Genomic DNA, 13,745 nt, shown 5'->3' with positions numbered 1-13,745 from the left:
GCCTGCTGGCCCTCGCGCTTGCGCTGCCGCTGCTGGTGGTCGCCCCGGGGGGCAACCACCAGCCCGCACCGCCCGCGCCCGGGCCGGCGCCCGCCCCTTCCGCCGCGCCGCAGGCGGCGGAAGAACCGGTGGTGTCCGTCTACCTGACCCGGACGGACACCACCGAAAGCCTCCCGCTGGAGCGCTACCTCGTCGGCGTCGTTGCCGCCGAAATGCCGGCAGAGTTCCAGCTGGAGGCGCTCAAGGCGCAGGCCATCGCTGCCCGTACCTATATCGTGCAGCGCCTTCGCAGCGGCGATACCTCCGGTGTGCCGGAAGGCAAAGGGCAGGTCAGCGATACCGTCGCCCATCAGGCTTACATATCAGAGGCTGTACTTAAGAAAGACTGGAAGGATGCTGGCAGGGAGCACGATTTACAGAAGCTGCAGCAGGCTGTCAAAGAAACCCGGGGCATTGTTATGACCTATCAGGGGGAGCCGATTACGGCTTCTTTTTTCTCTACCAGTAACGGCTATACCGAAAACTCGGAAGACTACTGGAGCAGCGAGATTCCGTATCTACGGAGTGTGGAGAGTCCTTGGGACAAAGAGATTTCCCCTAAATACAAGACGGTAGTCACCATGACGCGGCAGGAGCTGATTACCCGCCTGGGCTTGTCTGGGTCAGCCGTGCCGGTTTCCCTATCATCCCAGGATAAGAACTCGGCCAGCCTCCTGAACATTCTCTCTTATACCGAAGGCAAAAGAGTTCAGGAAGCCCGGGTAGGCACCCGAACCTTCTCGGGCCGTGAAATCCGTGAGAAGCTGGATTTGCGGTCCAGTCAGTTCAACTGGAGCATACAGGACGGAGAAGTAGAGATTGTAACCTACGGATACGGCCACGGAGTAGGCATGAGCCAATACGGCGCAGAAGGTATGGCGAGAGAAGGCTACAAGGCGAAGGAGATTTTGAGGCACTATTATACCGGGATTTCTTTTGCCGAAACTGCCAAACTACTTGTTCAAAAAAATAATAGATAGCTCAGGTATAAAAGGTTTGCCCCCGGTAACAATGGTTACTGAGGTGATTGCAAATGAGTGAAAACAAAAACAGTCAAACCCGCGAAGAAGCTCCTAAAACTGCAAAGGGAGAATCGGCGCAAGCGCCGTCTTCGTGGAAGAAAATGTTGTCCAAACGGTGGGTGTTCCCGGCAGCTTATGTGACAGCAGCGGCAATTATACTAACCCTCGTGTGGGTCTACCAGGACGCCGGCCAAAAACCGCTGGAACCGCAGACAGCCGCGAAGGAAAGCGGTCAGGGTTCTGAAGCTCAAACCGCGGCGGAAGGCAAAGACGGGGAAGCTGTCGAAGTCATCGCTAACGCAGAGAGCATGATCTGGCCGGCTGCTGACAGCGCCGAAGCTGTGATCGTGAAGAACTTCTTTGATGCCGAAGCTCCGGCTGAAGAGCATGAAGCAGCGATGATCCAGTACAACGATACCTTCACACCGAACACAGGCATCGATCTTGCGCGTCAGGACAACAAGGTTTTTGATGTTCAAGCTGCACAGAGCGGAACCGTTACTCGAGTCGAAGAGCATCCGGTCAACGGCAACGTGGTAGAGATTACCCATGCGGGTGATTTAAAAACCGTGTACCAGAGTCTGGCTGGCGTGAGCGTAGAAGAAGGCAAGGAAGTCAAGCAGGGCGATGTGATCGGCCAGGCTGGACGCAGCGAGTTCGAGAAGGACCTGGGCAACCATTTGCACTTTGAAGTGTACCAGGCCGGGAATTTGATCAACCCGGAAACCCTGATCAGCAAAAAATAAAGTCAAGCCCAAGTACGGCTTGCAGCAGAGGAAGGGGCTGTCCCAAAAGATCTTGGATCTTGAGGGCGGCCCCCTTTTGCTGCCTAAGATAGGCTGAACTATCCACGTTATTTTCATTCAAGTAAGCCCCCATGCATAACAAACAACTACTTTTGGGACAGCCCGTTTTTCGTTTTGTCCTGGCATGTCCCCAAAATAAATGGGTCCGGCAAAGCTTGTCACCCCGTGAAACCGCGAATATCCCGTCATGGCACTCATATAATGTACCAAACTATCCACACAGTAGGGAGGCGGGAGCGTGCACGATTACATCAAAGAGCGGACCATTAAGATCGGACGCTGTATCGTGGAAACGAGGCATACAGTCCGGACGATTGCCAAAGAGTTTGGCGTGTCGAAAAGCACGGTGCATAAGGATTTAACCGAACGTCTGCCAGAGATCAACCCGGACCTGGCGGATCAGGTTAAGCATATTCTGGAGTACCACAAGTCCATCCGCCATCTCCGGGGAGGAGAAGCCACCAAGATTAAGTACAAAAAATCCCCATCTGGTATCCGTGAGCCTGTCGCTTCAGCGAAATCCTGAATCTAGGTCCAAGGTCGCGAAAATGGCGTTGAATCCCTCCCCTAAAGTATGATATGTTAAAAGATGGTATAAGATCGACGAACTTAACCTTTTGGTGCCGGTTTTTTTGAAGCGTATGTCGTTATATGTCCAATAAACGGGTTTATAACCGGTACACTTTTACCATAAAATTTCACTTTGGGGGCTTTTCATGATGTTTAGCAAGGATATCGGGATCGATCTCGGGACAGCAAATGTATTAATTCATGTCAAAGGCAGAGGTGTTGTGGTGGATGAACCTTCTGTCGTGACCATTGAAAGCGAGACTCGGCGTGTCCTTGCCGTTGGGGAAGAAGCCCATCGTATGGTCGGCCGAACCCCTGGCAACATCACGGTGATCCGCCCGCTGAGGGACGGAGTGATCGCCGACTTCGACATTACGGAAAGCATGATGCGATACTTTATCGACCGCGTTGGTGCCCGCAGCTGGCACAGCCGTCCCCGTATTTTGATCTGTGCCCCGACCAATATTACATCCGTGGAGCAGAAGTCGATTCGGGAAGCGGCAGAGCGCAGCGGGGCCAAGGAAGTGTTCCTGGAGGAAGAGCCCAAAGCGGCTGCCATTGGCGCCGGCATGGATATTTATCAGCCGAGCGGCAATATGGTAGTGGATATCGGCGGCGGTACGACAGATGTCGCCGTCCTGTCCATGGGCGATGTCGTTACGGCATCGTCCATCAAAATGGCGGGGGACAAGTTCGACGAGGCGATTATCAAGTACATCAAGCTTAAATATAAATTATTGATCGGGGAACGGACATCCGAGGAGCTGAAGATGGGTATCGGAACTGTCCGTCCAGGCGGGAGAAATGAAGAGATGGACGTCCGCGGCCGTGATATGGTATCCGGACTGCCGCTTACTGTCACAGTGACCTCAGCCGAGATTCAGGAGGCGTTATGGGATCCCATGTCATCCATTGTGGCGGCAGCCAAGCTGGTGCTGGAACGGACACCGCCGGAGCTGTCGGCGGATATTATCGACCGCGGCGTTATTTTGACCGGCGGTGGGGCACTGCTTCACGGGGTGGACGAGCTGCTGACAGAGCAGCTGCGTGTGCCGGTGCTTGTCGCTGAAGACCCGATGCACTGTGTGGTGAAAGGCACGGGAATTATGCTCGACAATTTGGATAAAGTCGTAAAGAAAAGGTTCTGACCTTCCGATATACAACAGTAGGAAGTTTTTTGACGGTAGAGAGCGACAAGTGATCATGTTATCGCATTGTGAAGGGATGTGCTCCAATTGCTTAGAGGTCTATATAACGCAGCGGCAGGGATGGTTACCCAGCAGCGGCGTCACGATACGGTAACACAGAATATTGCGAACCTGAATACGGCGGGCTATAAGCAGAATGATACGGTCATTCGGTCGTTTCCGGAGGTGCTGGTCTCCATGATCGGCGGCGAGCCGGGCAATCCGAAGCATACCATCGGCAAGCTGAACACAGGTGTATTTGCAGAAGAAAGCATGGCGCTGTATACACAGGGTGACCTGAGAGAGACCGGGAACACGTCTGATTTTGCCATTGTGTCCGAGCTGAATGTGATGAATCCCGAGACAGGCATGAACATGCCTTTTGATGCATCCGGCCGATTTATAAGTGAAGACGGAGAGGTGACCTATCGTCCGCAGGCTTTTTTCACAGTACAGGACGAGAACGGCAATACCCGGTACACCCGCAATGGACAATTTCAGATCAGTCCGGAAGGCAATGTACTGACCTCTACAGGGCTCCAGGTATTGGATACCAATAACGAGGCCGTTGTATTGACAGGGGCAGCCGGTAACCTTACAGTGAATGAGCAAGGGTTTATCTTGGATGGAGCCGGAAATCCTATCGGACCTGCGCTGGGAATCAGTGTAGTGGACAGGCCGTTTGATCTGGTGAGAGAAGGCAATGGTGTATACCGTCTGCAGAGTGAAGAAGGCGTGCGTATGCTTGCGAACGGAGACAATGTCATGGTTCGCCAGGGATTTATTGAAGCTTCCAATGTGGATCCTTCGAAATCCATGGTGGAACTGACCGCTGCACTTCGGGCTTATGAAACAAATCAGAAGGTCATTCAGTTTTATGACAAGTCTCTGGAGAAAGCCGCCAATGAAATCGGCAGGGTATAAGGAGGTTTCTACATGAATAACTCCATGATCAGCAGCATGGTATCCATGAACAGCATGCAGCAGAAGCTGGATGTCATCGCAGATAATATAGCAAACGCCAATACGGTAGGATATAAAAGCAAGAACGCTTCTTTCGAGGATGTACTGAACCGGGTGCAGCAGCACCATAAGGATTTTAACCTGGGCGGCCGTGCGACACAGCCTGGTTATACCGTTGGTTACGGAATGAAGGTAGCTTCTGTAGAGCAGAATATGGAACAGGGTGTGCTGAAGGAAACCGGAAGACCTTTGGATCTCGGTATTGAAGGCAGCGCCATGTTTGCGGTAAGCAGCGGAGACACCATCGCCTATACACGAGAAGGCGGATTTCATGTGACGCCGGATCCGGAGGATGCCAATATGCTGCAGCTCGTTAACAATCAGGGGTACAGGGTGCTGGATCAGAATAATAGCCCGATTATGCTTCCGGCTAACGGTAAGATTGCGGTCGATACCACCGGCCAGATTTGGGTAGAGGACGCAGCTGGCAAACGGCCTCTTCAAGTCCTGAAGCTTGCAGAACTGCAGCGGCCGGAAGGGCTGGTGCAGATGGATGGCAATCTGTACACACTGTCGGCGGGACTTACAGAAGGCCAAGTATTTGCGGCTCCGGGGCAGCTGAATTCAGAGGTGCAGTCCGGATTTCTGGAAGAATCCAATGTGAACCTGTCTGACGAGATGACGAAGATGATGGAAGTCCAGCGGGCTTATCAGCTCGCGGCAAGGGCCCTCAGCTCCAGTGATACCATGATGAACCTTGCCAACACGATGCGAGGATAGGTGATGATAGCGTGAGTGAAGCAAGCGAGCCGAAGGCGCACAAGACTCCGGGATGGAAAATCGCGCTTCGCATTATCGTTCCCCTCATGCTGCTTTTAGCGCTTGGCGGAGGAATGGTAGCGGGCTATGTTATATTGGGTGACGGCGAGATGAGTGATGTGTTTCAATGGAGTACATGGAAACATGTCTATGACCTTGTTTTTTCCCCATAGAACGAGACATGACTTTGTTATATAGGATGAACTATAGATAAAACCTTTCTATAGCGGAGGTGACAAGTGATTCTGGAGAAGCGGAAGCGTCCGCCTTTGCCTCCAAAATGCTACCATTGATTATAATTCCAAGCATTTTGGAGGCAACAGCGGTCGTAAGAACACTTGCCATCGCAGCCTTTCAGAACGGTTTCTTTAACTTCATGCTATGTATAAAAACAAAGTAATATCGTAGTTCACTGACTCCCTTGCGGGAGTTTTCTTTTTTTTTCGTTAAACGTTATAATGGGAATGGTAAAAAGGGCCCTTATGGTCCAGCCTGAGCTGAGTCCGCAAGAGCCCTTATATCAACCTCCACGTCTGCAGTCCACGAAGGGTATCTATATGTTGCCCAGATTTCTGCAGCTTATGCAGCGAGGGAAGAACGTGCCGCCTGCGGGTGAGCATCTGAATACATAATTCAAAACCTGTACCGCTTGGGTACATAGAGAAGAAGGGAGTTTTACCGTGCTGAATATCGGACAAATCCAGGAAATCATTCCGCATCGCCCGCCATTTTTGCTGGTTGACAAAATTATTGAGATGGAAGAGGGCAAACGGGCCGTCGGCATCAAGAATGTAACGATCAATGAGCCTTTTTTTGTCGGACATTTTCCACAATATGCTGTAATGCCGGGGGTGCTCATTGTAGAGGCGCTCGCACAGGTGGGCGCCATTGCCATGCTCAGTGTGGACAGCAATAAAGGTAAACTCGGTTTTTTAGCCGGAATTGACGGATTCCGTTTCCGCGGACAAGTCGTTCCGGGCGATACGCTGCGTCTTGAAGTAGAAATCACACGCCTGAAGGGTGCGATTGGTAAAGGAAAAGCGACAGCTTCCGTCGACGGGAAAACCGTAGCCGAAGGCGAGATTATGTTCGCGCTGTCTGACCAGGCATAAAGCTTGACGTTAATCACAATATATATGGGGAACGGGAAGGAGAAGGTAACATCATGGCAGAAATGAGTCAAAGAACGACAGAAACCGTTCAGCGCTGGCTGAACGATCAGCATGTGGACGAGGAAACAAAGAACGAGCTTCGCGGCATTGAACACGATCCACAGGAGCTGGAGGAGCGGTTTTACCGCGATCTGGAGTTTGGAACAGGCGGTCTGCGCGGCATTATCGGAGCTGGCAGCAACCGGATGAATAAATATACGGTAGGCCGTGCGACACAAGGCTTCGCGCGTTTTATTCTGGAGACTCATACGGGACCTGCGCAGCCATCAGTTGTCATTGCGCATGATTCACGCCACTTCTCACCTCAATTTGCGCTGGAGGCCGCGCTGGTGCTTGCCGGAAACGGAATCACAGCGAAGCTGTATCCGTCCCTGCGCTCCACACCGCAGCTCTCATTCAGCGTGCGGCACCTGGGCGCATCGGCAGGCATCGTGATCACAGCGAGCCACAACCCGCCGGAGTACAACGGCTACAAGGTATATAACGCCGAAGGCGGACAGCTCGTGCCGGATGAAGCGGAGAAAGTGATTAACTTTATCCAGGACGTGGATTCTTTTGCCGCTGTAAAAAGCCTGACACAGGCCGAAGCGGAGGAGCAAGGCCTGCTGGTGTGGCTGGGCGAAGCTGAGGATGAAGCCTTTATTGATACTGTAGCGGGCATCAGTGTGAACCGTGAGGCGATCTCTTCCTCGCTGGGACAGGACTTCAAGGTCGTCTTCACACCATTGCATGGAACAGGGAATATCCCGGTCCGCCGTGTGCTGGAGAAGATCGGCTTCAATCAGGTGCACGTCGTGCCAGAACAGGAGCAGCCGGACGCTGACTTTTCTTCCGTCAAATCTCCGAATCCGGAGGAGCGGGAAGCTTTCACACTCGCCATGAGGCTGGGTGAGGAGATCGGTGCTGATATTCTGATCGGAACGGATCCGGACGCAGACCGCATGGGTGCTGTGGTGAAGAATGGACAGGGGAAATATGTTGTGCTGACCGGCAACCAGTCTGGGGCGATTATGATTCATTACCTGCTGGGCCAGCTGAAGGAAGCCGGCAAGCTGCCGGACAATGGCGCAGTCATCAAGACGATCGTGACGAGCGAGATGGGTGCAGCCATCGCTGAGCATTACGGAGCAACGGTGCTGAACACACTGACCGGCTTCAAATACATCGGTGAGAAAATGACCCAGTTCCAGGAAAGCGGACAGCACACCTATCTGTTCGGCTATGAAGAAAGCTATGGTTACCTGGCTGGAACCTATGCCCGTGATAAGGATGCCGTGCTGGCTTCGATGTTGATCTGTGAAGCGGCCGCTTATTACAAAGGCCAGGGCAAAACCCTGTATGATGTGCTGCAGGAGCTGTACGAGCAGTTCGGATATTTCCTGGAGGGTCTGGAATCCCGTACGCTCAAAGGCAAGAATGGCATTGCCCAAATTCAGGGCATCATGACAGCATGGCGCTCCAACCCGCCTCAGGAAATCGGCGGCATTGCTGTAGAGCAGGTGCTCGATTATGCTCAGGGCCTGGATGGACTGCCAAAAGAAAACGTACTGAAATACATGCTGGCTGACGGTTCATGGTTCTGCCTGCGTCCATCCGGCACCGAACCGAAGATTAAAGTATATTTTGCCGTGCGCGGCACTTCGGCAGAGGATGCACAACAGAAGCTGGACAATCTGTCCTCACGCGTTATGGCGCGTGTGGATGCTTAAAGAAACAGGCATGACTATGAAAAGGATGGCTTGCGTTGCTGCCAAGCCATCCTTTTTAATAAAAACAACCGGATTGATGATGGACTGGAGTTTGCTTAGGCAGCACAAGTGATCATCCGTAAGCTTATTGAGGGGGAAATTGTAGTGTATCAACAATGGAAACGCTGGAACCTCACAGCCCGCAAATGGCTGTGGATTCTGGTCGTTCTGGGCGTAGTGTCCGCCCTGCCTGTAGGGTATGACCGCCTGCAGACGGAATCGACGGCAAAGAATGTTGAGCTGGTGTTTGATTATCGCGATTTGCTGGACATTTCCGTCTATCGGACGCATCCGCAGGAATACATATCAGAGCAGCTGGACCGGCTGAAAGAAGCTGGTGTGATCAGCATGGCTATGTTTGAAAGCACGCTGGAGGAGTTTAACAAATCCCGTCGTATTGTTGTGTATGATTCCAAAGAGGTGGCTGTCATTACAGGCCAGGTCATTCCTCCGATGGAGAACTTCACGTATATCCTGTTTACCAATGAACAAAATGCCGCCGGGATTAAACCGATGATTCAGGAGACGTTTACCCGCCTCGGCATCCCTGTCCGGGACTGGGAGTTTGAAGGATCAGAAGGATTGGTCCTGGAGGTTCCGAGGGTAGAAGCTGGTTTGAAGCCGATGGCTCCGGATCCGATGACCCTTGCTATGCTGCGAGAGAAGGGCTTTAATATCATTCCGCGTTTGTCGGATACGCTTCCTTATGATGAGGCATATACAAGTCAATTGATGGCTTATTTTGCGGATAACGATGTAAAGCGTATTCTTTTTGACGGCGATGCTGTAAAAGGATTCAAGGATCATGATGAACAGAAGAGCCTGACTTCGTTCGCGAAGCTGTTAAACCAGTATGATATCGGTTTGATGGCAATTGAGAATATTAAACAAAATCAAAAAGGCTTTGAACTCCTCGCCTATCTGACCGACTACAACGTAGCACGAATTTACTCCCTGAGTGAACGGGATGCGACGCTGGATCCGAAAGTGATCAGCGACCGTTTCGTGCTGGGAACGAAGGACCGGAATATCCGCATGTTTTATCTCAATGCTGAACCGCTGCGGGATGGCGCCCAGGCGACCATTGTAGATCCTTTTGATAACCTGATCGAAGCTTTGGGTGAACCTGGACATGCGATCCGTGACATGGAAGCCAACGGATTTGTCATGGGACCTGCAGAAGCATTTGAAGTATCGGAGTCTTCGCTTCAACGGTACTTCAAGATTGGAGCACTGATCGGTGCTGTTGCGCTGATTGCGCTGATGATCTCCTACTTCATTCCGTTCCTTGCCATCCCTGCATTTCTTCTGGGACTGCTCGGCAGCGCAGGATTGTATGTATTGAACGCTGAACTTATGGAACAGGCGATCGCACTGGCCGTGGCCATCAGCGGTCCAACCACCGCCATGATCCTGGCTGTTCGTAAAGTGACCGAGAGCAGCAGCAGGCTGACGAATATCGGTACAGGCCGGAGAATCGCGCATGCCCTGGTGCTGTTTATCAAGACGACAATCATCTCGCTCGCGACAGTTCCGCTTGTGGTAGCGCTGCTGAATAACGTGACGTACATGCTGGTGCTGGATCAATTCCGAGGTGTGAGTCTGCTGGCTTTGGCACCGATGGCGCTGACAGGCGTCTATGTACTCCTTTACCGTGGAGGGCTCATGAGCCGTGCAGGTATATTCAAGCTGCTGCACACACCGATTACACTGCTGTGGGTCGCTGCAGCCGGTGTTATTGGTTTCGTCGGGTTATATTATTTAAGCCGTACCGGTAATTCGGGATCTGTTTCTTCTATTGAAATGGTATTCCGTTCATTCCTTGAGAATACGTTCGGTGTCAGACCGCGGAACAAAGAGTTCCTGCTGGCACATCCGATGATGCTCCTTGGTTTATTCCTGTCCTTCAAGTATCGTCATGCAGCATATCTGCTTATTATCGGGGCCATGGGACAACTGTCGATGGTAGGTACATTCACCCATCTTCATTCACCGCTCTATATCTCGGCGATACGTACGCTGCTTGGACTGGTCATCGGCATTATTATCGGCCTGATTGCTATCCTGGTATGGCAATTGGCAGAAAGGATCTGGAGACGATGGTCGCATCTGCTAAGACAATAGTCATCTCCGGATACTACGGGTTCCGAAATAGCGGGGATGAAGCGGTATTAAAATCCATTCTGACGGCTCTCGAAGTCGAAGGGAAGTCGCAGGGAGTCGCCATCACTCCGGTGGTGCTCTCCATCGATCCGGAATCGACCTCATCAACCTACGGTGTCCGTTCGGTACATCGTATGAAGCTTGGCGAAGTCCGCCGGGCCATTGCGGAGAGTGACGGCTTGATCAGCGGAGGCGGCAGCCTCCTGCAGGACGCAACCAGCCCGAAGACGATCCCTTATTATCTGGCGATTATCAAAATGGCACAGTGGGCGAAAAAGCCTACCTTTATCTATGCGCAGGGCGTAGGTCCTGTAAACCGGAAATGGTTTCACCCGATGATTCGTTCCGTGTTCCGCAAATGCACCTATATCTCTGTCCGTGATCCCCAGTCGGCCGAGCTGCTGCGGTCTATGGGTATTTCGCCGGATGACATTAACGTTGTGGCAGATCCAGTGATGGGGCTGCCGCTGGGAGACAGCATGGGTAAAGGCTCTTCTCAGGAACTGCTGGGAGACACCATCGCCGGTGAGGTCTCTGTCCAGGGAATGGGGCTGGAAAACAGCCCAGGTGGAGGTTCTGTTTCTCCCCAGGAGCTGCCTGTCATCGGCATATCTGTCCGTTTCTGGGACAGCCAGCGGCGGGAATTAAACGCTATCGCCGAGGGCTTAACGTCCCTGATGCGCAGCCGTCCGGTGCATATACGCTTTCTGCCGTTCCATCAGCCGGATGATGAAGAAGCTTCCCGGTATATTACGGAGCGGATGGGTGATATTACATCTTACGGAGGCAAAATCAGCTTCTATCTGGAAGAACAGCAGCCGCAGGATATGCTCAGGGAAGTCAGCCGCTGTCAGCTTGTTCTGGGCATGAGGCTTCACAGCCTCATTTATGCCGCGAATCAAAGTGTGCCGCTGATCGGAATATCCTATGATCCGAAGATTGATCATTTTCTGAGACGGCTGGACAGTGCACCGGTTGGCAGCACCGACTCGCTTCAGGCTGAAGATCTGAAGAGATTGATGATCTCTATGCTGGAGCAGCCGGAGGCGTGGAAGACGGAGCATCAAGCACACATTGATCAGCTGAAGCTGGAAGCCGGCCTGCCGGCTCGTCAAATTGTTCAATATCTAGGACACAGAGGGTGAGTATGGTGAAAGAGTCAGCACGGTTCCAGACCGTTCATATATACGGGATTCCATTTTCCAAGATGAGCTTTAAGGAGACGGTCGTCTATTTGACGGAAGCGGTGGAATCCGGACAGCCGCATCAGGTCATTACGGCGAATCCCATTATGGTCATGACCGCCTTGGACAACCCATCCTACAAACAGATGATGCAGCGTGCGGAGATCATTGTTCCGGATGGGACCGGCATCGTATGGGCAGCAAGTAAAGCCGGAGATCCTGTGGCGGAACGGGTCACCGGATTTGACCTGGTGCATGAGCTGTTCCGCATCGGAGAAACCAAGCGATGGAGATTTTACCTGCTTGGCACGACACCGGAAGTGATTCAGGAAGCCGCCGAGCGGTTACAAATGCAGTATCCGGCGGCGATTGTGGCCGGATACCGTGATGGATTTTTTGGAGCAGATCAGGATCAGGAGGTTATACAGGAAATTCGGGCAGCATCGCCGGATATTCTTCTCGTTGCAAGAGGTGCAGATACGCAGGAGCCCTGGATTGACAAGCATAAGGACGCCTTGGGTGTTCCTGTGATGATGGGGGTGGGCGGAACGTTTGATATCGTTTCCGGTAAATCCAAGCGTGCGCCGGCAGCTTTTCAGAAGCTGCGGCTGGAATGGCTGTACCGTCTGCTGCGAGAGCCAACTCGTTTCAAAAGAATGCTTGCCCTTCCGAAATTTGCCGTTAAAGTGCTGAGAGACAAAGAAAACGTAACAAAAACAAGCTAGCAGCCGCACTTTTTCGTGAAAAAACCTGAAAATCGCCGTAAATTGGTATTGGATTTCACGGACGAAGGGAGTATAATTCAACACGGTAGAACCATATTGGGGGTTGAATGATTACATGGTAACAATATACGTGATCGGGTTTATCGTGTCGCTGGCGCTAGCCTTGTTCCTGACACCACTCGTGAAGAAGTTCGCCGTTAAGATCGGCGCTGTCGATGTGCCGGATGCTCGTAAAGTGCATACAAGAATCATGCCCCGGCTGGGCGGATTAGGCATTTATCTGGCCTTTGTCATTGGATTAATTGTTGTACTTCCTTTTATTCCTGAAAGTCTTTCTGCGCGTGATGCGAATTTCATGAAGGCATTCCTGATCGGCGGTTCCATGATTGTGCTGATCGGAGCGCTCGATGACCGCTTCCAGCTGTCGGCCAAAGTGAAGTTTCTGGCTCAGATTGCCGCAGCATGTGTCGTCGTATTCGGATTTAACATTACCGTTGATTTTGTAAATATACCGTTCCAGGACAGCTACTCCTCACTGGAGAGCTGGATCTCCATTCCGCTGACGATTTTCTGGATTGTCGGTGTGACGAATGCCATTAATCTGATTGACGGACTGGATGGTCTGGCTGCCGGGGTATCCGGTATTGCGATTGGTACCATTCTCGTCATGTCCCTGCTGATGGGCTATACTATGGTAGCACTGCTGTGTCTGCTCCTGCTGGGCGGGATTATCGGATTTCTGTTCTTTAACTTTCATCCGGCGAAGATCTTTATGGGTGATGCAGGCTCGCTGTTCCTTGGATTCAGTTTGGCCATGCTGTCACTGCTCGGTTTCAAGCAGATTGCGATCGTCTCCTTCATTACGCCGCTGATCATTATCGGTGTGCCATTGTCGGATACATTCTTCGCCATCGTCCGCCGCAAGCTTCAGAAGAAGCCGATCTTTGCGCCGGATAAAGGCCATCTGCATCACTGCCTGCGTGAACTGGGTTTCAGCCACCGTCAAACGGTACTGCTGATTTATGCCATTGCTGCATTCTTTGGTGTGCTGGCTGTCATTCAATCGTCCGCTGCATTGTATGAAGCCAACTGGGTGACATTCGTCGTCATCTGCATTATGATGTTCTTCCTGCAGATCGGCGCCGAGGTGATCGGACTTGTGAGCAAGACAAAGCGTCCGATACTAAGCCTGATCAACCGGGTGCGCCTCAGATCGAACGCAGATCCACGCAGTAAATAATTATAGCTATTTTAATACTTTTCCTTATAACGTACTGACGTACTGAATTAACGTACAAGCTGCCTCACCCGAAAACAGGGTGAGGCTTTTTTGTTTGGTTTTCTAAA

At 51.9% G+C, this 13,745-nt stretch carries 13 protein-coding genes; all 13 read left to right on the top strand.

Annotation, left to right across the window (positions count from 1 at the left end):
• Nucleotides 1–1,019, top strand: a 1,019-nt coding sequence (gene spoIID, locus HII30_RS20660) for a stage II sporulation protein D (protein ID WP_246246791.1), incomplete at its 5' end; no start/stop codon positions are given.
• 53 nt (nucleotides 1,020–1,072) lie between these two features.
• Nucleotides 1,073–1,807 (top strand): M23 family metallopeptidase, encoded by a 735-nt coding sequence (locus HII30_RS20655; RefSeq protein ID WP_169506935.1) that lies wholly within the window; start codon nucleotides 1,073–1,075, stop codon nucleotides 1,805–1,807.
• Nucleotides 1,808–2,105: 298 nt separating this feature from the next.
• Nucleotides 2,106–2,393 carry a sporulation transcriptional regulator SpoIIID gene (gene spoIIID, locus HII30_RS20650; protein ID WP_169506934.1) on the top strand — a complete coding sequence of 96 codons (288 nt, stop codon included), beginning with the start codon at nucleotides 2,106–2,108 and terminating at the stop codon, nucleotides 2,391–2,393.
• Nucleotides 2,394–2,586: 193 nt separating this feature from the next.
• On the top strand, nucleotides 2,587–3,585 hold the full coding sequence (mreB, locus tag HII30_RS20645) for a rod shape-determining protein (RefSeq protein ID WP_211184718.1): 999 nt from the start codon (nucleotides 2,587–2,589) through the stop codon (nucleotides 3,583–3,585).
• Nucleotides 3,586–3,672: 87 nt separating this feature from the next.
• A complete protein-coding gene (locus tag HII30_RS20640; protein ID WP_169506932.1) occupies nucleotides 3,673–4,548 on the top strand; it encodes a flagellar hook-basal body protein in 876 nt (291 codons plus the stop codon).
• A gap of 12 nt (nucleotides 4,549–4,560) precedes the next feature.
• Nucleotides 4,561–5,367 carry a flagellar hook-basal body protein gene (locus HII30_RS20635; protein ID WP_169506931.1) on the top strand — a complete coding sequence of 269 codons (807 nt, stop codon included), beginning with the start codon at nucleotides 4,561–4,563 and terminating at the stop codon, nucleotides 5,365–5,367.
• Nucleotides 5,368–5,378: 11 nt separating this feature from the next.
• A complete protein-coding gene (locus HII30_RS21470) occupies nucleotides 5,379–5,579 on the top strand; it encodes a DNA-directed RNA polymerase subunit beta (RefSeq protein WP_169506930.1) in 201 nt (66 codons plus the stop codon).
• A gap of 507 nt (nucleotides 5,580–6,086) precedes the next feature.
• The gene (gene fabZ, locus HII30_RS20625; protein ID WP_169506929.1) at nucleotides 6,087–6,518 is read left to right on the top strand and encodes a 3-hydroxyacyl-ACP dehydratase FabZ; all 432 of its coding nucleotides are present in this window, start codon (nucleotides 6,087–6,089) and stop codon (nucleotides 6,516–6,518) included.
• A gap of 53 nt (nucleotides 6,519–6,571) precedes the next feature.
• Nucleotides 6,572–8,287 (top strand): phospho-sugar mutase, encoded by a 1,716-nt coding sequence (locus HII30_RS20620; RefSeq protein ID WP_169506928.1) that lies wholly within the window; start codon nucleotides 6,572–6,574, stop codon nucleotides 8,285–8,287.
• A 144-nt stretch (nucleotides 8,288–8,431) separates the two neighbouring features.
• Nucleotides 8,432–10,450, top strand: coding sequence for a DUF5693 family protein (locus HII30_RS20615; RefSeq protein WP_169506927.1), 2,019 nt, complete (start codon nucleotides 8,432–8,434; stop codon nucleotides 10,448–10,450).
• Nucleotides 10,426–11,634, top strand: a complete 1,209-nt coding sequence (csaB, locus tag HII30_RS20610) for a polysaccharide pyruvyl transferase CsaB (RefSeq protein WP_169506937.1) — start codon at nucleotides 10,426–10,428, stop codon at nucleotides 11,632–11,634. Before HII30_RS20615 ends, csaB begins: the two co-directional genes overlap by 25 nt.
• A 2-nt stretch (nucleotides 11,635–11,636) precedes the next feature.
• The gene (locus HII30_RS20605) at nucleotides 11,637–12,398 is read left to right on the top strand and encodes a WecB/TagA/CpsF family glycosyltransferase (RefSeq protein ID WP_211184714.1); all 762 of its coding nucleotides are present in this window, start codon (nucleotides 11,637–11,639) and stop codon (nucleotides 12,396–12,398) included.
• 115 nt (nucleotides 12,399–12,513) lie between these two features.
• Nucleotides 12,514–13,638, top strand: a complete 1,125-nt coding sequence (locus HII30_RS20600) for a glycosyltransferase family 4 protein (RefSeq protein WP_169506925.1) — start codon at nucleotides 12,514–12,516, stop codon at nucleotides 13,636–13,638.
• Nucleotides 13,639–13,745 lie beyond the last annotated feature (107 nt).

Origin of the sequence: Paenibacillus lemnae (assembly GCF_012933385.1) — a bacterium.
Taxonomy (GTDB): domain Bacteria; phylum Bacillota; class Bacilli; order Paenibacillales; family Paenibacillaceae; genus Paenibacillus_AQ; species Paenibacillus_AQ lemnae.
This window is presented reverse-complemented; position numbering and strand designations above follow the sequence as displayed.